Annotated in this window: 19 protein-coding genes and 1 pseudogene; 6 read left to right on the top strand and 14 right to left on the bottom strand. The window is 68.0% G+C overall.

Annotated features, from left to right (window positions below):
- Nucleotides 1-116: 116 nt before the first annotated feature.
- Complete coding sequence (gene ahpC / locus PL79_RS34080) at nucleotides 117-680, bottom strand: alkyl hydroperoxide reductase subunit C (protein WP_006750178.1); 564 nt, start codon at nucleotides 678-680, stop codon at nucleotides 117-119.
- A gap of 320 nt (nucleotides 681-1,000) precedes the next feature.
- On the opposite strand from ahpC, the gene PL79_RS34075 reads away from it, so the two are divergent.
- Genes PL79_RS34075 through PL79_RS34065 form a run of 3 tightly spaced genes read left to right on the top strand, consistent with a single transcriptional unit; the run spans nucleotide 1,001 to nucleotide 3,984 of the window.
- A complete protein-coding gene (locus tag PL79_RS34075; protein ID WP_044843953.1) occupies nucleotides 1,001-1,966 on the top strand; it encodes an ABC transporter substrate-binding protein in 966 nt (321 codons plus the stop codon).
- A 1-nt stretch (nucleotide 1,967) separates the two neighbouring features.
- Complete coding sequence (locus tag PL79_RS34070; protein ID WP_044843954.1) at nucleotides 1,968-3,272, top strand: dicarboxylate/amino acid:cation symporter; 1,305 nt, start codon at nucleotides 1,968-1,970, stop codon at nucleotides 3,270-3,272.
- A gap of 10 nt (nucleotides 3,273-3,282) precedes the next feature.
- A complete protein-coding gene (locus PL79_RS34065) occupies nucleotides 3,283-3,984 on the top strand; it encodes an aspartate/glutamate racemase family protein (protein ID WP_044843955.1) in 702 nt (233 codons plus the stop codon).
- Between the two features lie 57 nt (nucleotides 3,985-4,041).
- Here PL79_RS34065 and PL79_RS34060 read toward each other — a convergent pair whose 3' ends face one another.
- The 4 genes from PL79_RS34060 to PL79_RS34045 all read right to left on the bottom strand — a co-directional run bounded on the left by PL79_RS34060 (nucleotide 4,042) and on the right by PL79_RS34045 (nucleotide 5,800).
- Entirely contained in the window at nucleotides 4,042-4,407 is a 366-nt protein-coding gene (locus PL79_RS34060) for a type II toxin-antitoxin system VapC family toxin (RefSeq protein ID WP_044843956.1), read from the bottom strand.
- The gene (locus PL79_RS34055; protein ID WP_044843957.1) at nucleotides 4,401-4,583 is read right to left on the bottom strand and encodes a hypothetical protein; all 183 of its coding nucleotides are present in this window, start codon (nucleotides 4,581-4,583) and stop codon (nucleotides 4,401-4,403) included. Before PL79_RS34055 ends, PL79_RS34060 begins: the two co-directional genes overlap by 7 nt.
- Entirely contained in the window at nucleotides 4,577-4,795 is a 219-nt protein-coding gene (locus tag PL79_RS34050) for a ribbon-helix-helix protein, CopG family (RefSeq protein ID WP_044843958.1), read from the bottom strand. The genes PL79_RS34055 and PL79_RS34050 overlap by 7 nt, the downstream gene beginning before the upstream one ends.
- A 111-nt stretch (nucleotides 4,796-4,906) precedes the next feature.
- Complete coding sequence (locus tag PL79_RS34045; protein ID WP_044843959.1) at nucleotides 4,907-5,800, bottom strand: LysR substrate-binding domain-containing protein; 894 nt, start codon at nucleotides 5,798-5,800, stop codon at nucleotides 4,907-4,909.
- Nucleotides 5,801-5,977: 177 nt separating this feature from the next.
- Here PL79_RS34045 and PL79_RS34040 point away from each other — a divergent pair, with 177 nt between their 5' ends.
- The 3 genes from PL79_RS34040 to PL79_RS34030 are packed head-to-tail and all read left to right on the top strand — an operon-like array spanning nucleotide 5,978 to nucleotide 8,950.
- Complete coding sequence (locus PL79_RS34040) at nucleotides 5,978-7,144, top strand: branched-chain amino acid ABC transporter substrate-binding protein (protein ID WP_044843960.1); 1,167 nt, start codon at nucleotides 5,978-5,980, stop codon at nucleotides 7,142-7,144.
- Between the two features lie 17 nt (nucleotides 7,145-7,161).
- Nucleotides 7,162-7,701, top strand: coding sequence for an L-2-amino-thiazoline-4-carboxylic acid hydrolase (locus PL79_RS34035; protein WP_044843961.1), 540 nt, complete (start codon nucleotides 7,162-7,164; stop codon nucleotides 7,699-7,701).
- Nucleotides 7,694-8,950, top strand: a complete 1,257-nt coding sequence (locus tag PL79_RS34030; RefSeq protein WP_044843962.1) for a Zn-dependent hydrolase — start codon at nucleotides 7,694-7,696, stop codon at nucleotides 8,948-8,950. Before PL79_RS34035 ends, PL79_RS34030 begins: the two co-directional genes overlap by 8 nt.
- Before the next feature lie 21 nt (nucleotides 8,951-8,971).
- Here PL79_RS34030 and PL79_RS34025 read toward each other — a convergent pair whose 3' ends face one another.
- From PL79_RS34025 to PL79_RS33985, 9 genes and pseudogenes are all read right to left on the bottom strand, one after another.
- Nucleotides 8,972-9,808 (bottom strand): c-type cytochrome, encoded by an 837-nt coding sequence (locus PL79_RS34025; RefSeq protein WP_044843963.1) that lies wholly within the window; start codon nucleotides 9,806-9,808, stop codon nucleotides 8,972-8,974.
- Between the two features lie 280 nt (nucleotides 9,809-10,088).
- Complete coding sequence (locus PL79_RS34020; protein ID WP_082088455.1) at nucleotides 10,089-11,396, bottom strand: hypothetical protein; 1,308 nt, start codon at nucleotides 11,394-11,396, stop codon at nucleotides 10,089-10,091.
- Nucleotides 11,396-13,218, bottom strand: a pseudogene (glmS, locus tag PL79_RS34015) (glutamine--fructose-6-phosphate transaminase (isomerizing)). The gene PL79_RS34020 and the pseudogene glmS overlap by 1 nt, the downstream one beginning before the upstream one ends.
- Nucleotides 13,219-13,342: 124 nt before the next feature.
- Nucleotides 13,343-13,831 (bottom strand): hypothetical protein, encoded by a 489-nt coding sequence (locus PL79_RS34010; RefSeq protein ID WP_044843966.1) that lies wholly within the window; start codon nucleotides 13,829-13,831, stop codon nucleotides 13,343-13,345.
- A complete protein-coding gene (pgaC, locus tag PL79_RS34005) occupies nucleotides 13,809-15,080 on the bottom strand; it encodes a poly-beta-1,6-N-acetyl-D-glucosamine synthase (RefSeq protein ID WP_044843967.1) in 1,272 nt (423 codons plus the stop codon). The genes PL79_RS34010 and pgaC overlap by 23 nt, the downstream gene beginning before the upstream one ends.
- On the bottom strand, nucleotides 15,077-17,170 hold the full coding sequence (gene pgaB, locus PL79_RS34000; RefSeq protein WP_044843968.1) for a poly-beta-1,6-N-acetyl-D-glucosamine N-deacetylase PgaB: 2,094 nt from the start codon (nucleotides 17,168-17,170) through the stop codon (nucleotides 15,077-15,079). The genes pgaC and pgaB overlap by 4 nt, the downstream gene beginning before the upstream one ends.
- A 15-nt stretch (nucleotides 17,171-17,185) precedes the next feature.
- A complete protein-coding gene (pgaA, locus tag PL79_RS33995) occupies nucleotides 17,186-20,194 on the bottom strand; it encodes a poly-beta-1,6 N-acetyl-D-glucosamine export porin PgaA (protein ID WP_044843969.1) in 3,009 nt (1,002 codons plus the stop codon).
- Between the two features lie 104 nt (nucleotides 20,195-20,298).
- The gene (locus tag PL79_RS33990) at nucleotides 20,299-21,057 is read right to left on the bottom strand and encodes a hypothetical protein (RefSeq protein ID WP_044843970.1); all 759 of its coding nucleotides are present in this window, start codon (nucleotides 21,055-21,057) and stop codon (nucleotides 20,299-20,301) included.
- A gap of 72 nt (nucleotides 21,058-21,129) precedes the next feature.
- Nucleotides 21,130-21,558 (bottom strand): hypothetical protein, encoded by a 429-nt coding sequence (locus PL79_RS33985; RefSeq protein WP_044843971.1) that lies wholly within the window; start codon nucleotides 21,556-21,558, stop codon nucleotides 21,130-21,132.
- Nucleotides 21,559-21,905 lie beyond the last annotated feature (347 nt).

The following is a 21,905-nucleotide window of genomic DNA, read 5'->3' as shown; positions in this document are numbered from 1 at the left end:
CCGTATTGATTTGGCTGCTCGGGCACGTCGTGCCGGAGGAGGGTGCGGGCCGCCGCGCGAGGCAGCGGCCCGGCTGGGTGCTTCCTGGGCGCCTCGAGCGAGGCGCCGGGCGACCCTTAGATCTTGCCGATCAGGTCGAGCGACGGGGTCAGCGTTTCCGCACCCGGCGTCCACTTGGCCGGGCACACTTCACCCGGGTGCGCCGCGATGTATTGCGCAGCCTGCACCTTGCGCAGCAGTTCGCCGGCGTCGCGGCCGATGCCGTTGTCGTGGATTTCGCACAGCTTGATCTCGCCTTCCGGGTTGATCACGAACGTGCCGCGCAGCGCCATCCCTTCTTCTTCGATCAGCACGTCGAAGTTGCGCGACAGCGTGAGCGTCGGGTCGCCGATCATCGGGTACTTGATCTTGCCGATCGTGTCCGACGTGTCGTGCCAGGCCTTGTGCGTGAAGTGCGTATCGGTCGACACGCCGTAGATTTCGACACCCAGCTTCTGGAATTCCGCGTAGCGGTCGGCGAGGTCGCCCAGCTCGGTCGGGCAGACGAACGTGAAGTCGGCCGGGTAGAACACGACGACGGACCACTTGCCCTTGAAGTTCTCTTCGGTCACGGGCACGAAATCGCCGTTGTGGTATGCGGTTGCCTTGAACGGTTTGATTTGGGTGTTGATGATCGGCATCTTGCGGGTTCCTTTGCTTGGGTGTTGATGAAGTGTTGCCAGTATCCGGGTTCACCCTTGGTTTGTGAAATTGCTTGTTTCAATCCGCGGCATCGCGAATTTCTATCTGCATCCGGCCCCGTCGCGGCGGCCCGTCCGGGCGTCCCGTGCCATCCGGGCCGGGCCTTCCGGCGGATTTCGGCCGGAAGGCGCTTCTGACACATTGGGCGTGCGGGAGGGCGCGGCGCCGGGCGACGGTGCCGCGCCCCGCGCAAGGGTCCGGCGCCCGTTCTGCACGAACGGCCGCGCGGTCGTTCGATACTCCCCGTCCCACTGCCGCCATGAACCTCTTTTCCGGACGCGCCGCGTGCGCGCTGCTTGCCTGGTTCCGCGAGTTCGTCCCCGAGCGGCGATGCCTGCATCGGCCCTTGCGCCGTGCGGCCTGCGTACTCGTGACCGTGTCGTGCGCCGCGCCGGCGCTGGCCCTCGATGCGTCCGCGCCGGCGGCGCCCGCAGCGGTGACGGCACCCGCCACCACGGCGACCGGGCTCGTGCAGATGCCCGACGGCCGGCTGCTCGCGCCGGAGTTCGCCCGCATCGTCACGCGCGGCACGCTCGTCGTCGCGGTGCTCGGCGTCGATCAGCCGCCGTTCTTCATGTCGCGCAACGGCGCATTGGCGGGCGTCGACATCGACCTCGCCGACGAGCTCGCCAAAAAGCTCGGCGTGCCGGTGCAGTTCGACCGCGATGCGCGCACGTTCGACGACGTCGTGCATCTGCTCGCGACCGGGCAGGCCGACGTCGCGATCAGCAAGCTGTCGCGTACGTTGCCGCGGGCGCAGGTGGTGCGCTTCAGCACGCCGTACATCAGCCTGCGGCGCGCGCTGCTGATCAACCGCGTCGGCTTCGCCGAACTCGCGAAAGGGCGGCCGCTGCCCGAAGTCGTGCGCGACTATCGCGGCACGATCGGCGTCGTCGCGGGGTCCGCCTACGCCGAATACGCGCGCAACGATTTTCCGGCCGCGCGGGTGCGCACCTATCCGAGCTGGCCGGCGACGCTCGACGCACTGAACGCCGGCGCGGTCACGGCCGTGTATCGCGACGAGCTCGCGATCAAGCGCGTGATGCAGGACGACCCGACCGCGCCGATCCGGCTGCGCGTCGCGACCTTCGACGACCTCACCGACGCGCTTGCCGTCGGCGTGCCGGTGTCCATGCCGACGCTGCTTGCGTTCGTCAACCAGTTCCTGGCCGAGCGCAACAAGCGGCTCGACGTGAAATCCCTGCTCGATGCGATGGGTCACTGACATGAACATGAACGAGAACATCAGGATCACACCACGCATCGAGCGGCTGCATGCGCTCGCGATCCATCCGTTGACGGTCTTCGGCAGCCTCGCGCTCGGCATCATGGCGGGCGTGTTGTGGCCGGCGGCCGCACCGCAATTCGACTACGTGGGCCAGGTGTACGTCGGCCTGCTCAAGATGACGGCGCTGCCGTTCATGACGGCCGCCGTGATCTTCAGCCTGCAGCGGCTGCTGCGCGACGGCAACGCGTCGGATCTCGTGCTGCGCGTGATCACGATCTTCAGCTGCGTGTCGGTGTTCGTCGTGGCGGTCGGCGCGGTCGTGCTGGTCGCGATGCGGCCGGGCGAGCACCTGTCGACCGCGACGCTGAAGGCGTTCGGCGCGCTGGTCGGCAGCGACGGCGCGGCGAGCGATACCGTGATGACGCTGTACGGCAGCGATCCCGCGGAGAAGACGTCGGGCCTCGCCGACATGCTGATCGCGCTGGTGCCCGGCAACTTCTTCGCGGCGCTCGCGAGCGGCGACACGCTGAAGGCGCTGGTGTTCTCGCTGTTCTTCGGGTTCGCGTCGGGGCGCGTGCCGCCCAGCATCTCGGCGGCGCTGAGCCAGACGCTGGAGACCGTCTATTGCACGTGCCAGAAGATCATGCACTGGCTCGCGTATCCGACGCCGATCGTGCTGTTCTGCGGCGGCGCCGCGCAGATCGGCACGTCGGGGTTCGGGCCGCTCGAGGCGATGGTCCGCTTCGTCGCCGCGTTCGCGGTCGTCGCGCTCGTGCTGATCGCGGCGGCGATCGTCGTGATCTGGAAGCGCTCGGGCGCGACGCTGGCCGGGACGCTCGCCGGCTTGCGCACGCCGTTCGCGATGGCGCTCGCCACGCGCAGCAGCGTGGCCTGCATGCCGAGCATGATCGAGTGCCTGGCCGACGGCTTCGGCTTCGCCCGCGCGCGCGTCGAGCTGGTCGTGCCGCTCGCCGTGTCGCTGCTGCGCGTCGGGCCGATGGTCTATTACGCGAGTGCGACGCTGTTCGTCGCGCAACTCTACGAGCGGTCGCTCGGCCCCGGCGAGCTGTGCGTCGTGCTGGTCGCGTCGGTGCTGGCCGGGTTCGCGTCGACGGGCACGTCGGGCGTCGTGACGGTGTCGCTCGCCGGCATGGTGTGCGCGGCGCTGCACCTGCCGTTCGAGGCCGCGTTCGTGCTGTTCGTGGCGGTCGATCCGTTCTGCGAGATGTTGCGGACGCTGTTGCTGGTGATCGGCAACTCGGCCGTCGTATCCGCGATCTGCGCGCGGCCACGGCGCGCGTGAAGGAGACGTCATGGCGCTCGTCGGCGTACTGGGCGGAATGGGGCCGCTGGCCACGGTCGACTTCATGCATCGCGTGATGCGCCTGACGCGTGCGCGCTGCGACCAGGAGCACCTGCCGATGGTCGTCGCGAACCTGACGCAGACGCCCGATCGTTCGCGCGCGATCATCGACGGCGGGCCCGATCCGCTGCCGGCGCTGCTCGATGGCGTCGCGCTGCTGAACCGCTGCGGTGTCGACGTGATTGCGATCCCGTGCAATTCGGCGCATCACTGGTATGCGCCGCTGCGCGAACGCAGCGCGGCGCCGATCCTGCATATCGTCGATGCGTCGGTGGCCGCGTTGCCGGCCGGCGTGCGGCGCGTCGCCGTGCTCGCCACGGGCGGCACGCTGGTGTCGGGCTTCTACCAGGCGGCGCTGCGTGCGCGCGGCTTCGAACCCGTAATGCCGGACGTGGCCGCGCAGCGCGACATCGCCGCGTGCATCGCGGCGGTCAAGGCGGGGAAGATCGATGCGTCGGTGCGGTGCCTGTCGCGCGCGCTCGCGACGCTGGCGCGACGGGACGTGGGCGTCGCGGTGATGGGCTGCACGGAAATCCCGATCGCCGCGCGGGCGGTGCGCGATGCGCCGTTTGCATTGGTCGACAGCACGAACGAGCTGGCGCGCGCGACGGTCGCCTATGCGGCCGAGCGCGGATGGGGGCGGGCGGTGTGACGCGCGGCGACGGCGGGACGCGCGGATGTCCGCCACGCATGACGGACGCCGCTCGCGCTAGATCTGATACGGCGCGCGGACGCCCGGGTCGGTGACGGGAAAATCCTTCGTGTTGCGCGATACGAGCAACAGGCCGTTCACTTGCGCCGATGCCCAGACGATCGCATCGGGCAGACGAATGCGACGTTCCTTGCGAATCGTTACGGCGCGGTTCGCCACCATGCTGTCGAGCGGGATGATGTCGAACGACGAAAGCCATGCGCGAATTGCCGCATCGTCGCGAGCCGTCGCGCCGACCATGACTTCCATCCAGGTCACCATGCTGATCGCCCGGTAGTCGTAGCGGGCCAGCTCCGCGCGCGCGGACTCCGCGCCGCCGAGATAGTCGATCAGGATGTTGGTATCGAAGAGGGCTCTTACCATTCCGAACGCAGTGCCTCCTGCCAGGCGAGCCCGTCGACCGCGCGATCTTTCCACAGGCCGAACACGGTGTGGGCATGGGGCGGCCGTTGCTGCACCTGCACGAGGCAGGCGTCGGCCGGGAGCGCGCGGCCCGGATACCCGGCCGCGCTTTGAGTGTCGATGTGTGCTTTTACCATTCCGAACGCAATGCCTCCTGATAGGTGAGCCCGTCGACCGCGCGATCCTTCCACAGGCCGAATACGTGATCGGCATGCGCGCGCTTGTGTTGCGCGATATACGCGTCAATCGCGTCGCGAATGATCGCGGCGCGAGGGCGTTGCTCAGTCTCGACGATGGCGGCCAGTTCGTCGAGCTGGCCATTCGACAGATCGATCAGGATACGGCTCATCGCAACCTCCGATATATGATATGCATATCATATATACGCGTGCGGACGTCCGCAAGTCACCGACTTGCCCGGCAAGCGCGCCGTTGCGCCGGCAGGCGGCGCAACGGCGGCTCAGGCGGCGATCTTCCTCAGCCAGTCGGCGAGCCGTCTCGCCCCGTCCGGCATGTCCGCATCCTCGCGCGTGCACAGGTAGTAGTCGCGCCCGTCGTCGAGCGCGTGGTCGAACAGCTTCACGAGTTCGCCGCTGGCCAGTTCGCGCTCGACCAGCGGCGCGCGCAGCAGCGCCGCGCCGAGATCCGCGCGCGCCGCGCTCAGCGTCAGTTGCCCGTCCTCGAACATCGGCCCCACCGCATGCGACACGTGCCGCACGCCGGCGCCTTGCAGCCAGTTGACCCAGGTGCTGCGATCCTCGTCGTGCACGAGCGGCGCCTGCGCGAGATCGGCCGGCGTGCGGAACGGCCCGTGGCGCTTCAGGAACGACGGGCTGCACATCGGCACCATCGCGCCCGGCAGCAGCCGCTCGCAGCGGTAGCCGGGCCAGTCGCCGGTGCCGAAGCGGATCGACAGGTCGGACGCGTCGCTTCGATAGTTGCGGTGATGCGCGTACAGCACGGTCACGTCGACGTCGGTGTTCTCGGCGAGGAACGCATGCAGCCGCGGGATGAACCAGCCGATGCCGAGCAGCGGAATCAGGCTGATCGTGATCTGTCGCAGCGACGACCGGTCGCGCACGAAGCGCGTCGCGCTGCGCAGCACCGAGAACGCGGCGCTTATCGAGCGGTAGTAGTCGCGCCCCTCGTCGGTGAGCGCGAGCAGCCGGCCTTCGCGCACGGTCAGCGGCGTCTGGATGAACGCCTCGAGCAGCTGCAACTGGTGGCTGACCGCGGACGGCGTGATGTCGAGCTCGTGCGCGGCCGCGGTGACCGACCCGAGACGCGCGAATGCCTCGAACGCGCGGACGGCGCGTAACGGCGGATCGTGCGGCAATTGTTCGATATTTTTCATGTGTCGAATTTTATCGAAAAATCAGGGTAAGCGACAACGTAAAAATATCCTTTATTTACAGGCTATTGCGCTATTGTGTCGGGAATGGCATAAGCATCCAACAATTGAATATTTGGGGTGAGAGTGCCGAATATTTAATATTTTTCATGTTTTGATTCGAATCTCCGAGCCCCGCACATGAAAATCGCCTTTCTTCCCGCCAGCTTCGCATTCTCCGCGGCCGCGCTGATCGCCGCCGTTCCCGCCTTCGCGCAGTCCGCACCGCAGACGATCCTGATCGGTCTCGCCGCGCCGCTCACCGGCCCGTCGGCGCGGATCGGCAAGGATCTGCAGAACGGCGCGCAACTCGCGATCGACGACGCGAACGCGAAACATCCGAGCATCGGCGGCAAGCCGGTCGTCTACAAGCTCGTCGCGGCCGACGATCAATCCGACCCGCGCACGGCCGTCGCGGTCGCGCAGCAGCTCGTCGACCAGCATGTGATCGGCGTCGTCGGCCACTGGAACACGGGTTGCAGCGTGCCGGCGTCGCGCGTCTACCGCGATGCGGGCATTGCGCAGATCGCGCCGGCGTCCACCGGCCACCAATACACGCAGCAGGGCTACGCGACGGCGTTCCGCATCATGGGTCACGACGATGCGGGCGGCAATTTCACCGGCGCCTACGCGGTGAAGACGCTGAAGGCGCAACGCATCGCGGTGATCGACGATCGCACGTCGTTCGGTGCAGGCCTCGCCGACCAGTTCATCAAGGGCGTGCAGGCGAACGGCGGCACGATCGTCGATCGCCAGTACGTGAACGACAAGACGACCGACTTCAGCGGCGTGCTGACCGCGGTCAAGGGCAAGCGCGCGGATCTCGTGTTCTTCGGCGGGCTCGACGCGCAGGCCGCGCCGATCGCGCGCCGGATGCGCCAGCTCGGTGTGAACGCGCCGCTGCTCGGCGCCGGCGGCTTCGTGAGCCAGACCTTCCTGTCGCTCGCGGGCAAGGACGGCGACGGCGTGACGGCGCTCGAACCGGGCCTGCCGCTCGACCGGATGCCGGGCGGCAAGGCGTTCGACGCCCAGTACCGCGCCCGCTTCAACGCGCCGATCGAACTGCATGCGCCGTTCGCGTACGACGCGGCGGCCACGCTGATCGCGGCCGCGCAAAAGGCCGGCACGACGCAGCCGGCGAAGCTGGTCGCGGCCGTGCGCGCGATCGACCGGCCCGGCGTGACCGGCCGGGTCGCGTTCGACGGCGAAGGCAACCTGAAGGACCCGGCATTCACGATCTACCAGGTGCGCGGCGGCAAGTGGACCGTCGTCGACGTGCTCGGCGGCGCGCACCCGGCAACGAAATAAGGACGGAGACGAACCCCATGACCGACACCACCCACGCATCCGCGGCGGCACCCGAGGACACGCGCCTCGGCATCCTCGCGCGGCGCCGCATCGAAGCGGAAATCATCAAGCCGATCTACGAGATCATGAAGCGCGAATTCGGCACCGAGCGCGCGCAGGCCGTGATCGCGGAGGCCGTGCGCGGCGCGGCCGTCGACGCGGGCCGCACGTTCGCCGCGCAGGAGCCCGACGGCACGAGCGTGCAGTCGTTCATCGCGCTGCAGGTGCTGTGGGAGAAGGACGATGCGCTCGACGTCGAGGTGCGCCGCGCGGACGACACGCACTACGACTACGACGTGCATCGCTGCAGCTACGCGGAGATGTATCACGCGATGGGGCTCGGCGAGATCGGCCACCTGCTGAGCTGCGCGCGCGACAGCTACTTCATCGAGGGTTACGACCCGCGCATCGCGCTGACGCGCACGAGCACGATCATGCAGGGCGGCAAGCGCTGCGATTTCCGCTATGCGCTGCAGGCGGCGCCGCGCGACGACACCCCGGAGGCCGGCAATGCGTGACGACCTCGCGACCGCACCGCGCGTCGACGGCGCGCGCCTGTGGGCATCGCTCGAACGCATGGCGCAGATCGGCGCGACGCCGAAGGGCGGCGTCTGCCGTCTCGCGCTGACCGACCTCGACCGCGAGTCGCGCGACCTGTTCGTGCAGTGGGCACGCGATGCCGGCTGCACGGTGCGGGTGGACCGGATGGGCAACGTGTTCGCGCGCCGCGCGGGCCGCAATCCCGACGCCGCGCCGGTGATGACCGGCTCGCACGCCGATTCGCAGCCGACGGGCGGCCGTTACGACGGCATCTACGGCGTGCTCGGCGGCCTCGAGGTCGTGCGCGCGCTGAACGACGCGGGCATCGAGACCGAGCGCCCGATCGACGTCGTGATCTGGACCAACGAGGAAGGTTCGCGCTTCGCGCCGGCGATGATCTCGGCCGGCGTGTTCTCGGGCGTCTATTCGCTCGAATACGGGCTGTCGCGCACCGACGGCGCGGGCAGGACGATCGGCGAGGAACTCGCGCGGATCGGCTACGCGGGCGCCGAACCCGTCGGCGGCTATCCGGTGCATGCCGCGTACGAACTGCATATCGAGCAGGGTGCGATTCTCGAACGCGCGGGCCGGACGATCGGCGTCGTGACGGCCGGGCAGGGGCAGCGCTGGTACGAGGTGACGCTCACGGGCGTCGACGCGCACGCGGGCACGACGCCGATGGAATTCCGGCGCGACACGCTGGTGGGTTCCGCGCGAATGATCGAATTCGTGGATGCGCTCGGCCGCCGCCATGCGCCGCATGCGCGCGCGACGGTCGGGATGATCGAGGCGCGGCCGAATTCGCGTAACACGGTGCCCGGCGGCTGTTTCTTCACGGTCGAGTTTCGCCATCCGGACGATGCGGTGCTCGACGAACTCGACGCGGCGCTGCGTGCGGAACTGGCGCGCGTCGCGGCCGACGCCGGGCTCGGCGCGCAGATCGAGCAGATCTTCACGTACCCGCCGGTGCCGTTCGCGCCGCGCTGCATCGACGCGGTGCGCGATGCGGCGCAGGCGCTCGGGCTGTCGCACATGGACATCGTGTCCGGCGCGGGCCACGACGCGTGCTACGTCGCGCGCGTCGCGCCGACCGGCATGATCTTCGTGCCGTGCGTCGACGGGCTGAGCCACAACGAAGCCGAGGCGATCACGCCGGAATGGTCGGCGGCGGGCGCCGACGTGCTGCTGCGTGCAGTGCTGCAAAGCGCGCAGGAACCGGGCGCGTAACGCGCCCCTGACGGGCGCGGCTTACTTGCCGGCCTTGCGCCGCGCCATGTACGCGAGGTACGCGACGATCTGGTCGAGTTCCCGGTCGCTCAACTGATCGGGCGGGAACGCCGGCATCGCGCGGCCCGGCCAGTCGCGCACCGATGCCGGGTTGCGGATGTAGCGGCGCAGCGCGGCGGGCTGGAAGTAGTCGACCGGATTCATCGGCGTGTTCAGGTCGGGGCCGGCCTGGCTGCTGCCCGCGCCGTCGACGCGGTGGCACGCGAGGCATTGCGTGACGAACAGCCGCTGGCCCGCCCGGGCCGCATCGTCCGCCGGCAACGCCGGATCGACGGCGAGCGACGGCCAGCGCGCGAGCGGCGACGATTCGATCGTGATGCGCACGATCTGATACGGCCACTGCTCGCCGCGCACCGACGACGCGTCCGGCCCGAGCCACACGAGATAGAACGGCCCCGCGCTGACCTGCTTGCCCGGCAGCTTCGGCCACGGGTGCGCGGGGTCCTCGATCGCGAGCCACGCGACGGCGCCGGCCGGCGCACGGCGGCGCGCGAGATCCAGCGGCAGTTGCGCGGCGAAACCGTCGGCCGCGCGCGTTTCGAGCACGCCGTCCGCCGGCAGCGGCGTGTCGCCGAGCAGCGCGGCGAACGGTACCGCGCGGAACGTCATCGGCCGGCCGTACGCGATGTCGCGCGGCACGCGGATGTCCGTCGCGTCGGCGCGCGCGAGGAGCGCCTGGCGCGTCAGGACGCGAGGCGTGCCGTCGGTTTCGAGTTCGAGCGAGCCCTGGGCGGACGCGCGCGTCGCGATCAGGCACACCGTCAGCAGCAACAGCGAAAACCACCGGCGCTTCAGCATTCGTTCTCCGTGGGGGCGTTCCGGCGGCGGCAGAAAGGCGAGCGCCGCGGCCGAGGGATGGAATCGGGCGACAGTCTATCCGGTACGGGCGGCGCTGGCGACTTCGGCGCGGGAGCGGGGGCGGCACGAGGAAGCGGGCCGGGCTGCCGCTGCAAGTCCGACTACCGGGTGACGACCGGGTGCGGCCGATACGCGCGGGGGGATCGCACTGCGCGATTCGGGCAAAGGCGCGAACGCCCGGATCGAGCGCGTCGGGCCGGATCGACGTGCCGGGTTGCCGTCAATGCGTCGAACACTGCGCGTCGGCCTTCGGCAACGGCGTTTCCCGCGTCGTGTCGAAATCCGCTTCGCGTGCGCCGGACGGCGTCAGCGACACGAAATGCATCGTCCCGCCGCGTGCGGGGAACCCGGCGATGCCGGTCGAGCCCCACGGAATCGGCGAACGCTGCACGCCGCTCACCGACATGCCCGTCGGCGAAAGCGCGAGGGTCAGCAGCCGCCCGTCGCGGATCGGCACGTAGGCATGCGTGCCGTCGACACCGATCCCGGCCTCGCGCACCGACGCCGGCAGGCAGTCGAGCGTGGCCAGACGACGGCCGTCCGGGTCGATCAGCATCGCGACGCCGCGATTGTCCGCGGTCGTCGTGACGACGACGAAGCGGTCGACCGCCGGCACATACGCGGACGAATAGACGTAGTACTGGATCGTGCCGTTCAGCGGCCCGAGCATGTCGAGTTTCGCCGTGACCGGATCGAACATCGCGTATTCGAGCGTCGCGTCCGTGCTGCCCTCGATGTATTTTTGCCAGACCAGCAGCGCGCGCCGCGGCGAACCTGCGACCACGGGCCACCATTCGCGGCGGTGCGGCGCGACCGGCACATGGTTCATCACGCGTCCTTCGGCATCGTAGGTTTTCACGTAGACGCCGTTGCCGGTGCCGAGGTTGTCGACGCCGCCGCCGTCGATCCAGTCGGCGGAATAGAACACGACGAAGCGTTCGCTCACCGCGGCGACGTGGCCCGAGTGGCCGCCTGCTTCGACGTCGTTCGGGTAGGGCTTGACCGGCTTCAGGTCGCGCCGATAGACGCCGTATCGCTGGCTGACCACCTGCGGCGTGTTCCAGCCGTCCTCGAACGTGACGAAGATGTCGCCGCGCGGGTTCTGCGCGATCGACACGGGCTCCTGCGCTTCCGGGCGGCTGATGAACGTATGGACGCGCAGCAGGCGCGGCTTGCCCGGCAGCCATTCGCCGACGTACACGTCATGCGGCCAGTCGCCGTTGCGCAGCGCGCCGCGCGGCACGATGCCCGAGCTGCTGAAGAACACCCAGCGCCGGCCGTCGCCGGCGTCGGCCACGCCGATCCCGTGCATGAAGCGCCGCGGGTCGCCGCGCTCCTGCGGCGACTGAGGTGACGCCGGCGCCTCCACGGTGACGGTGTGCACGACCGGCGCGCCGGCAAACGCGCGCGACGGCGCGGCGAACGCGCAGCACGCGCCGCAGAGCACGGTCGCGACGCGCCACGCGGCGGCGCGCCCGAACGCATGCGGGCGCGCGGTGGCGACTTGGGCCGCGACCGGCCGCCGCATCATTCGACGGTGACCGATTTCGCGAGATTGCGCGGCTTGTCGACGTCGGCGCCGCGCGCGCAGCCGACGTGATACGCGAGCAGCTGCAACGGGATCACATTGACGATCGGCGACAGCGCGTCGCCCGATTCGCGCACGCGGATCAGGTGCGTGTCGCGGTCGGCGTCGATCTCGAGATGATGGCCGGCGAGCACGTACAGCCGTCCGCCGCGCGCGCGCACCTCGGCCATGTTGGACTTCAGCTTCTGGAACAGGCGGTCGTCCGGCGCGATCGTGACGACCGGCATCGCGCTCGTGACGAGCGCGAGCGGGCCATGCTTCAGTTCGCCGGCCGGGTAGCCTTCCGCATGGATGTACGACACTTCCTTGAGCTTCAGCGCGCCTTCGAGCGCGATCGGATAGTGAATGCCGCGCCCGAGGAACAGCGCGTTCTCGGTGCGCGCGAACTTCGCGGCCCAGCCCATGATCTGCGTTTCCAGCGCGAGTGCGTGACCGATGCGGTCCGGCAGTTCGTGCAGCTGCTTCAGGTGCGTCGCGACCTGCGCGGCGTCGAGCCGGCCGCGCTGCTGCGCGAGCGCGAGCGTCAGCAGGAACAGCGCGACGAGCTGGGTCGTGAACGCCTTGGTCGACGCGACGCCGAGCTCGATGCCGGCGCGTGTCAGGAAGCTGAGCGGCGCGCTGCGCGCGATCGAACTCGTCGCCACGTTGCAGATCGCCATCGACATGTCCTGGCCCATCGCGCGCGCGCGCTCGATCGCGCCGATCGTGTCGGCGGTCTCGCCGGACTGCGAAATGCCGACGACGAGCGTGCGCGGATCGGGCACGGTATCGCGATAGCGGTATTCGCTCGCGATCTCGACCTGCGCCGGGATGCCCGCGATGCCCTCGAGCCAGTATTTCGCGGTCAGGCCCGCGTAGTAGCTGGTGCCGCAGCCGAGCAGCAGCACGCTTCGGGTCTTCGACAGCAGCGCACGCGTGCTGTCGCTGCCGCCGAACAGCGCGGGCGAGACCGTGTCGATGCCGTCGATCGTGGCGGCGATCGCCTTCGGCTGTTCGAAGATCTCCTTCTGCATGAAGTGCTGGTACGGGCCGAGCGCGGCGTCGTCGTCGCGCGCCTTGACGAGGCACAGCGGACGCTGTGCTTCGCTCCCGACCGAGTCGACCACGGCGATCCGCTCCGGCGTGATCAGCGCGACGTCACCGTCTTCCAGGTAGACGAAACGGTCGGTCAGGTCGCCGAGTGCCGCGCAATCGGACGCGAGATAGTTCTGGTCCGCGCGATGCCGATCACGAGCGGCGAGCCCGCGCGCGCGGCGACGAGCCGCTGCGGCTCGCGTGCGCTCAGCACGGCGATCGCGTACGCGCCGTGCAGCCGCTTGACGGCGCGAATCACCGCGTCGAACAGGTCGTCGCGATACATGCTGTGGATCAGGTGTGCGATCACCTCGGTGTCGGTCTCGCCGCGAAACGTATAGCCGCGCTCCCGCAGTTCGGCGCGCAGCGCATCGTGGTTTTCGATGATGCCGTTGTGCACGACCGCGATCGTGTCGCCCGACATGATCGGGTGCGCGTTCATTTCCGACGGTGCGCCGTGCGTTGCCCAGCGTGTGTGCGCGATGCACGTCTGCGCTTCGAGACCGAGCGTCAGCACGCGGTCCTGCAAGTCTGCCACGCGCCGCAACGTGCGTTCGCTGCGCAGGCAGCCGTCACGCAGCACGGCGATGCCGCACGAATCGTAGCCGCGATATTCGAGCCGGCTCAGTGCATTGACCAGTTGCGGGACCTGATTTTTCAGGCCGCTTGCTCCGACGATTCCGCACATGATTCACCTCGTCTACAGGAAGTTTTCCGGCCGGCGCGCGACGCGCGCCAGGACGATTTCAGGAGCGCCGTCGCGTCATGCGGCGTGCGTGGTGCGCAGTGCGTTGCGGCACGGCGCCGGTGACCTACTCGCGGGGCTGCGGTCCCGCATGCGCGATCCATTCGATGCCCGAGATCGAGCCGTTCGCATCGTGCGACGCGACGAGAATGCGCGTCGTGCGCCGCGCGCCGCGCCGGCGGGCACCCGCGAGCGCGGTCGGCGGCACCGAGCGCATCTTCACGCTGGCCGAGCGCCGCAGCATCTTCGACACGCGCAACCGGTACGCGAGCGGATGCACGACGCGTCCCGCGATCAGCCACGTGACGATCGTGCCGGCGATCAGCGCGATGCTCGTCACGTAGAACACGATCTGCTCGATTGGCATCTCGGCCTCGTTGAACGGCAGCAGGTAGCGGTACGTGTAGATGCAGATCGATGCCCATACTCCTCCGACCAGCGCGGGCCGCACGAGGCGGAACCATGCGACGAGCACGGGCCCGACGACGACGCCGCGCTCGGCGATCATTTCGCGCGGCGCGCGCAGGGAAAGGTCAATAATCGGCGCGTTCTTCATGTTGAATGCCTCGGTCGGGACTGACCCAGACGGCGCGCTTGCCGCGGCCCCGCAGTACGACGGCGGGCAGGGCGACGACGGTGGTGATCATGCTGATCAGCCAGAACGCGACGGGGTACCAGACGGTGTCAAGGAAATACATCAGGAGTTTTTCGTCGTAACGACGATCGATCATGCTGCCGATGATCAGCTGCAGGATGCAGGTCGCGACCAGCAGCATCCCGTGCCAGTGCGGCACCACGGACACATGCCAGTCGGGCGGAAGCGGGTAGACGACGTCGACGAGCGCGAGCAGCAGGATGAACGACATCGAGTAGGCCCACGTGATGCCGATCAGGTACTCGACGAACAGCGGCCACATCATCATCTGGGTCGGCCGCGCGAGCGTGCCCGCGTACTTGATCAGCACCTGGATGCCGCCTTTCGCCCAGCGCAATCGCTGCCGGTAGAGACCCTTCAGCGTCTCGGGCATCAGGATCCAGCTGAGCGCGTGCGGCTCGTACACGACGCGCCAGTCGCGGCACTGCAGCTTCCAGCTGATGTCGATGTCCTCGGTCAGCATGTCCGAGCTCCAGTAGCCGACGTCGGCGAGCGCGGTCTTGCGGAACATCGTGATCACGCCCGACACCGTGAAGATGCGGCCGTACACCTGCTGCGTGCGCTTGATCAGGCCGACGATCGACGAGAATTCGCCGACCTGCATGCGTCCCAGCAGCGACGTGCGCGTGCGGATGCGCGGGTTGCCGGTGACCGCGCCGACGCCCGGGTCGGTCAGGAAGTGCTCGAGCATCCAGCCGATCGCGTCATGCGCGAGCAGCGCATCGCCGTCGATGCAGAGCAGGTATTCCGCGTTCGATACCGCCGCCGCGGTGGTGAGCCCGACCGCCTTGCCTTCGTTGCGCGCGTGATGGATGACGAGCAGCCGCGGGATCTCGACGGCCAGCTCGTTGAGGATGTCGCCCGTGCGGTCCCGGCTGCCGTCGTTGACCGCGATGATGTCGTAGTTCGGGTAGTCCATCGCGTTGAGGTGGCGGATCACGCTGCGTGCGTTGGCGGCCTCGTTGAAGCACGGCACGACGATCGAGATCTTCGGGATGCCGCTCGCGGCGATCGTGCGCGTCGACAGCTCGCGGCCTTCCTCGAGCAGGAAATAATGGACGACGCCGCCGATCATCCACAGATACGACATGAAGAACGGATAGTAGAAGACGAAGTCCTGCAGGCGCTGGATGATGCCGTGGGTGGTCATGGCGTCTTGGTCCCCTGTGCATGCTGCATCTGCATCAGCGCGTTGATGGAGGTCGGATCGAGGCGCGACTTCAGCGACATCACGTCGCGCATCGCGTCGAGTTCCGGCTGGCCGTTCAGGAAGTTGTCCGGGTAGTAGCCGAAATTCACGGCGCCCTCGCTGCGCAGTCGTCGCATCTGCGCAAGCAGCGTGCCGGCCGGCACCGGCTTCTGCGCGCGCCAGTCGTACGACTGCAGTTCGAACACGGTGCGCTGCAGCCCGCGCTGCTTGGCGCGGACGGCCCGCACGAGCTGGTCCAGCCAGCCCTCGGGATCCTTCGCCTGCTCCATGTACGGCATCGCCATCAGCGCGACGTAGTCGTAGGTGGCGAGGAAATCGTCGTAGTTCTGCGCGTACCACGCTTCCGATTCGGGCTTGAGCACCGGCAGCGCGTAGATGTTGCGCGCGGTCAGCACGTCGCCCACGTTCTGGTGGGCCAGCACGATCTGTTCGAGCTGGCGGGTCAGGTCGATCAGGTAGCGCGACTTCTGGCGCGTCCAGCGTTTCAACAGGTCGGGATTTTCGCGGATCTTGCCGACGTCGGCCGGCAACCCCCACTGCGAATAGGTGCGCAGCGCATGCCGGCCCGCATCCTCGTAGTCGTCGAGCACGGCGTCGTCGCTGAACAGGATGCCGCTGAACGACGCGTGCTTGCTGAGATCCTCGTAGATCTGCTGGATCATCAGCCGCGCCTCCGGATCGAACGGGCTCAGCCGGAACACGCGCGTGCCGTTTTCGCGGGCCGGCGCGCCGCCGAATGCGCTGACGGCCTCGAGCCCGCGTTGCTTGTCCGGCGGCGGCCGGAACGCGAGCACCGGCATCCACGCGTACACCTGCACGTTGGAGCGCGTGTTGAGCTGCCACGCGGCGCGCGAGAACAGGTCGGCGCGCATCGGCAGGTGCCGGTTCGGGAAATACACCGCTTCGGCCACGCCCGTGCCTTTCGGATCGGCATACGCCTGCAGGTACACCGATTTCGGCTGCATCCGGTAGATGCGTTCGATCAGCTTGCCGAGATTCGCTTCCTGCCGCGCGGGATCCGGATCGTAGACCTGGTCGAGATCGACCTGCACGGTGCGCTCGGGCACGTCGACGTCGCCGCGGTTGGAGGCCGGCTCGCGCATCGAGCGTTCGAACCCGCCGATGTCGACGTCGTACATCATCAGGATCCGTCTCAGCCGGTCCAGCGGCACGTCCGGCGTATTCGGGCCGGCATCGAGGCTGAACTGGATGTCCATGCCGAGCGACGTCGATATCTGGCGCACGGGCTGGTTTTCCGCGCCGTATGGCCACACCATCGAGCGAGCAACGATGCCCGTGTGTTCGCGGATCTGGCGCACGCACGTCTGCAGGTCGTCGTGCACGCGTGCGTGGAATTCGGCGTCGGTTTCATAGCGTTTCTGGTCTTGCAGGTAGAGGTGCGACGTGGTCGCCGGCAACTCGTTGCCTTGCGGATTCGCGATCGCGCCGTGATGGAGGTTGTGGGTATGGCAGCCGAGCTCGACGAGGTCCGACTGGCCGAGCTTCTTCACCTCGTCCCACGACAGGAAGTAGTCGCGCGGCACCTGGACCTTGTCGCTGATGCGGATCGGCACATTCGGCGGTGCATCGATCCACGCGGTGACGATGCCCATCACGGCCGGATACTTGAAGCGCTCGAGCAGCGGCAGCACTTTCGTGTAGTGGCTGCGAAAGCCGTCGTCGAACGTGAGCAGCACGGCGCGCGGCGGCAGCGGCTTGCCGCCGTGCCGGGATGCCTCGATCTGCTTGACCGTGATGGTGTGGTAGTTGTTGGTCTGCAGCCACGAGAAGATCGCGGTCAGCGTGCCGGTATCGACCGCGAACGGATCGACCAGCGCCGACGGGGGCTTGAACGACTCCATCAGGTTGTCGCGCACGTCATGCAGGCAGATGACGCGAAACGTCTTGCCGTCGGCCGGATCGGATGGCGGCAGCAGGTCGATCATCTTGGCGTTCGTCACACCCGGGAACAGCGAACAGGCGGTGAACGTGCCGAGGCATCCGCACATGAAGGTCCGTCTGGTTTGCATTGCGCGATCTCCTTGCTAGAACGGCAGGTTGAGCGACAGGAAGCCGGTTTCGGAGCGCTCGCGCTGGCCGTCGTACGCGTGGCTGCTGACCTCGACGCCATAGCTCAGCGTGATGTCGTGCTTGAACGTCCACGCGTGCTCGAGACGCGCGCTCCACAGCGGGCTGCTGCCGAAGCCGCGCTCGTTGTACACGCCGCCCGACGCCGAGACGCGCTGCTGCAGCGACATGTCGCCCTTCTTCCACAGCGTCAGCTGGTGCATGACGGTCGCCGCGGCCGCATAGTCGCGGCGCGGACTGAAGTAGGGCGCGTCGTTGCGCGTGTTGCTGTCGGTGCCGAGTTCCAGCGAGACGTTGACGAGCTGTTTGGCGGACGTGTACACACGCTGCGTGGCGGTTGCCGCGATTTCCTGGTGCAGGTTCGAATCGCTGTAGCGGCTCACGCCGTAGCTCAGCTTGACCTCGCGGCGGTCGTTCTGGCGATACACGACCGACGCGTTCGCGGAGCGGCCCCAGATATGCGCGGCATACGCCTTCCACGGCAGCGAGTTGTCGTTGCTGTCGAGGCCGGCGCTGACCGTCCAGTAGTCGTTCAGCGCGTACGCGATCGACCCGCGGCCGCCGGTTCGGCCGTCCGAGCCGAACGAGCGCGTGACTTCGCCCTGCACGGTGAGCGGCCCGTGCCGGTAGTCGCCGCCGACGCCCGTGCGCGTGCGGCTGACGCTGCCGGAATCGGTTTGCGCGTGGCCGAAGAACGTATGCGAGAAGACGCGCCAGTTGTCGCCGAACGGTTGCGAATACACATAGCTGTCCGACGTGAAGCTGTTGTCGGCCAGTGCGCTGTTGCCGTGCTCGAAGCTCAGGTCGGTCGTGAACACGGGGCTGCGGTATGCCTTGTAGTCGCGCTTGAAGCTGCGCACGGCGCCGCTGTCCGGGAACGTGTTGTCGAGGGTCTGGTCGACGTTCTTCGCGGTTGCGTAGTCGTCTGCCGTCAGCGCCGCGCGGCCGAGGCCGGCGAGCATCTCGACGCTGTCCGGGTGGTCGGTCAGCGATGCGCGATACATCGCGATCGCCTGGCGGGGATGCGACTGGCCGGATACCGCGTCGGCGTGCGCGGCACGGACCTCCGCGTTGAACGGCACCTCCTTCTCGAGCTGTTCCAGCGCGGCGATCCCCTCGTCGGTGTGACCCGTGAAGATCAGGTATTGCGCGCGCAGCCGGTAGTAGCGCAGATAGTCGCTTTCTTCCGGACCGACGTTGCGCACTTCGTTGACCGGCGGCAGGGACTTGCCCATGTCGTCGAGCACCTGCTTCGCGTCCGCCGCGCGTGCCTGGTCGACATACGACCAGAACAGCCCTTCGCGAAGTTCGATCGGACGCGTGCGTGCGCCGTACTGGAAGCCGCGGGTCGCACGGTCCGTAGGCGACGCGGTCGCCTGATTCAGCGCACGCTGGTACACGCCGTTCGCCTTGGCCGGTTCGCTCAGGTACAGGTAGGCGTCGCCAACCGCCGCCAGCGCGTCGATCGAGATCTCCGCATTGGACGGGATCGTCTCGAACGTCGCGACGGCCGGCTTCATGTCGCCGCGTGCCGCGAGGGCGACCGTGCGGTCGCCCGCGAGCGCCGTCCTGACCGGCGCATAGTCGGGCGTGGCCGGCATCCGCTTGTCGAGGTCGTCGGCCGCGCGCAGCGCGTTGTCGATCCCGTCGAAGCGGTCCGGACTCGTCATCGAGCGCGACTTGTCGCGTCCGCCGCGCACCTGCTGGCGTATCGACAGCTCTTCCAGCTGCGCGACGTCGACGGCCGAGAACGCATCGGGCCGTGCCTTCGCTTCCTCGAGCGCCTGGATCGCGCCGCCGCTCGCCGCGAGGCCGAACACGTCGTTGCGCACGGTCGCGACATCGGCGGTACGGAGATTCGGTATCTGGGCATTCGGTGTCTGGACGTCGGGGCCTTGCGATCGCTGGATCGATTCGCCGGGTAGCTGGGCGCCGGGCGTCTGCGAATTCGGTGCCTGCGAGGACGGCGGCTGAGCGCCGGGCGTCTGGGTCACCGGCGCAGGCGAGGTCGGCATGGGGGTGCCGGATGCCTGCGCGGTTTGCGTCGGTGTCGTCGCTGTCGTCGCAGCATTCGGCGATGCGGCGGCAGCGGCCGGTGCGGGCTGGGTCGGCGCGTCCGATGCATGCGCGACCGGTGTCGATGCATTCGGCGGCACGGTGTCGGGCGCCTGGGCAAGCGGCATTGGAGCGTCCGACGATTGCGCAGCCGGAGCCGATGTATTCGGCGGCGCGGTGTCGGGCGCCTGGGTAAGCGGCATTGGAGCATCCGACGATTGCGCGGCTGGAGCCGATGTATTCGGCGGCGCGGTGTCGGGTGCCTGGGCAAGCGGGATTGAAGCATCCGACGATTGCGCGGCCGGTGCCGATGTATTCGGCGGCGCGGTGCCGGGTGCCTGGGCAAGCGGGATTGAAGCATCCGACGATTGCGCGGCTGGAGCCGATGTGTTCGGCGGCGCGGTGTCGGGTGCCTGGGCAAGCTGGATTGAAGCGTCCGACGATTGCGCGGCTGGCGCTGACGTATTCGGCGACGCGATGTCGGGCGCCTGGGCAAGCTGCTGCGCCTGCGCATCCGACGATCGCGCGTCCGGCGCCGGTTCACTCGGCTGCGCCGCGTCCGGCTCCACCACGACCGTGGTCGGCATCGCCTGCGGCTGCGGGTTCGACGCCTGCGCGATCTGCATCGATGCGTCCGATGCCTGCGCGATCGGCGTCGGCGCATGCGGGGGCAGGGCGTCCGGGCCCTGGGCGAGCCGCATCGACGCCTCCGTCGGCTGCATGCCGGGCGGCAGCGCATCCGGCGCGCCGTGGGTGCCTGCGACTTCCCTCGCGCTGCCCGGTTCCGCGTCGCCTTCGGCGGCAAGACAGGAGCCGGACGCGATGAGCAGCAACAGCAGGGGCGCGTGCAGGAGGATCCGCCGGTTGGGCGGAGCGACGGTGGTGCATTGTTGTTGACGATTGTTAGCCACGATGTCTCCTCACTCTGAAACGATCACATCGGTTGCACGCCCGACGACGCGCGTCGCCGGTCGTCGTGCTGCCGGACAGTGAGGCCCGGCAGCGTCCGGCCGCTTCACAGGCGGTTGCGGATCGCTTGTCCAAGCAGCGCGCGCGATTCGCTGTTCTTCGGGTCGATGGCGAGGGCCCGGCTCGCGTTGTGCTCGACGCAGGTCCATTCGTCGATCCGTGCGCACCAGCGCGCCCTGGCGAGGGCGCGGGCGCCTTCCATCTCGTCGCGCGTGACGCTGGTGGTCTGCATGTGCGTCGTGTCGGCGATATCCGATTGCGGTTGCCGTGTCGGCGTGGGCTCGGGGTGTTGTCTCGCGCGTGCCAGCGCCTGCGAACGCGACGTCCGGTGCGTGTCAGCGGGGCGTGCCGCGCGAGCACTGGCCGATGCGGCGTGTGCGCCGGCCGCGAGCGTCGTGGTCGGCACATGCGCGGGGCGCGCGTGTTTCGCGGCGGAGCGGGCGGTCGGTGGTGGCGGCACGGCCGGGGCGGTCGCGGCCGACCCGGCAGGCATTGCCGACGCAAACGGCGTACCCGGTACGGAAGGCGTCACCGGCTCGGCCTGCGCGGCCGTCGACGCCGCGCGGGAGGCGTCGGCCGTCGCGGCCACGATGGCCTGGCGATACTTCCCGACGGTGGTGCCGATCAGGCCGGCGATGTCGTGCGTCACGGTTGCATGGCTGCCCCCCACGTCTCGCTCGACGTAGGCGAAGGCGCCGAAGATCGCGGCAAATGCAACGATGCTGAGCGCCGCATTCTTTCCCGGTCCCCAGGAGGGCTTCGGCTGACGGACGGGCGCGCCGTCCGGTCGCTCTGCACGAGTCATTCGATTCTCCTGTCGATGGATTGCAGTGCATGACGCGGGTGCGCGCCCTCGGCGCGCGGATTCGACTGACGTTCACCACCGCAACTGCGTGGTGAGTGCGCCGGTTTCGACCACCGCGAACTGGGTCGCTCCCTGATAGGTCCCTTCGACCCGGTAACTTGCATCGGGCACGCTGAACAGACAGCGCGAACCCGTCGCGTTGAATTCGACGAGGACGCGTCCATGCCGTCGCAGCCGCACCTGCACGTTCGACAGCGGTTGCCCGGTGGCGCCCGATACGAACGACACACCGAGGTTGTACGGCCGGCCATCGGGGGGAAGCGGCGCCGTACCGTCGATTCGCGCGTCGCCGCAGACGTACGAAATCACGTATCGCCCGGAGCCGGTATCGGACGAGGGTGTCGGGGCCTGGTTCGGAGTTTGGGCCGCGGCATGAATGCAGAGCGCGGATACGACAATGCCGAGGAGCCGGCGACCATGCTGTTCAAACGAGGAAGACATTGCAACCTCCATCCGGAATCGCTGGCAATGCACTTATTCCGATTTGAAAATTAGCGACGCTATTTCGTTTTGCGACAACGCTATTGATACACGATGGGTTTCGAACAAACAATCATGTGTGGCCCGAATGGGACAAGCTTTAAATGTCTTATTTAAATAGGATTGGCAATAATTCGACGAAATGGATCAGCTCTGAACAAAGGCGATATTGCCGAATATGAAATTTGCTCATCGGTAGCGATGACCATTTTGCAAATTTCCGACGTAAGTGGTACCGACGTTTGTACCGAAAAATAACGACTGATAAAAGGAAGACTTTCCTCTTTCATCGAAGCATTACGGTGAAT

This window comes from Burkholderia sp. USMB20 (assembly GCF_000949135.2).
Classification (GTDB): domain Bacteria; phylum Pseudomonadota; class Gammaproteobacteria; order Burkholderiales; family Burkholderiaceae; genus Burkholderia.
The sequence above is the reverse complement of the archived record's forward strand: the minus strand, read 5'-3'. Positions and strand labels throughout refer to the sequence as shown.

Coding starts and splice junctions, on each gene's coding strand:
- PL79_RS34040 (WP_044843960.1), top strand. CDS start 5,978: ATGAAAATCGCCTTTCTTCCCGCCAGCTTCGCATTCTCCGCGGCCGCG.
- PL79_RS34025 (WP_044843963.1), bottom strand. CDS start 9,808: ATGCTGAAGCGCCGGTGGTTTTCGCTGTTGCTGCTGACGGTGTGCCTG.
- PL79_RS34065 (WP_044843955.1), top strand. CDS start 3,283: ATGGCGCTCGTCGGCGTACTGGGCGGAATGGGGCCGCTGGCCACGGTC.
- PL79_RS33990 (WP_044843970.1), bottom strand. CDS start 21,057: ATGACTCGTGCAGAGCGACCGGACGGCGCGCCCGTCCGTCAGCCGAAG.
- PL79_RS34055 (WP_044843957.1), bottom strand. CDS start 4,583: ATGGTAAAAGCACACATCGACACTCAAAGCGCGGCCGGGTATCCGGGC.
- PL79_RS34010 (WP_044843966.1), bottom strand. CDS start 13,831: ATGAAGAACGCGCCGATTATTGACCTTTCCCTGCGCGCGCCGCGCGAA.
- ahpC (WP_006750178.1), bottom strand. CDS start 680: ATGCCGATCATCAACACCCAAATCAAACCGTTCAAGGCAACCGCATAC.
- PL79_RS34020 (WP_082088455.1), bottom strand. CDS start 11,396: ATGCGGCGGCCGGTCGCGGCCCAAGTCGCCACCGCGCGCCCGCATGCG.
- PL79_RS34050 (WP_044843958.1), bottom strand. CDS start 4,795: ATGAGCCGTATCCTGATCGATCTGTCGAATGGCCAGCTCGACGAACTG.
- PL79_RS34035 (WP_044843961.1), top strand. CDS start 7,162: ATGACCGACACCACCCACGCATCCGCGGCGGCACCCGAGGACACGCGC.
- pgaB (WP_044843968.1), bottom strand. CDS start 17,170: ATGCAAACCAGACGGACCTTCATGTGCGGATGCCTCGGCACGTTCACC.
- PL79_RS33985 (WP_044843971.1), bottom strand. CDS start 21,558: ATGTCTTCCTCGTTTGAACAGCATGGTCGCCGGCTCCTCGGCATTGTC.
- PL79_RS34070 (WP_044843954.1), top strand. CDS start 1,968: ATGAACATGAACGAGAACATCAGGATCACACCACGCATCGAGCGGCTG.
- PL79_RS34030 (WP_044843962.1), top strand. CDS start 7,694: ATGCGTGACGACCTCGCGACCGCACCGCGCGTCGACGGCGCGCGCCTG.
- PL79_RS34060 (WP_044843956.1), bottom strand. CDS start 4,407: ATGGTAAGAGCCCTCTTCGATACCAACATCCTGATCGACTATCTCGGC.
- PL79_RS34045 (WP_044843959.1), bottom strand. CDS start 5,800: ATGAAAAATATCGAACAATTGCCGCACGATCCGCCGTTACGCGCCGTC.
- pgaC (WP_044843967.1), bottom strand. CDS start 15,080: ATGACCACCCACGGCATCATCCAGCGCCTGCAGGACTTCGTCTTCTAC.
- PL79_RS34075 (WP_044843953.1), top strand. CDS start 1,001: ATGAACCTCTTTTCCGGACGCGCCGCGTGCGCGCTGCTTGCCTGGTTC.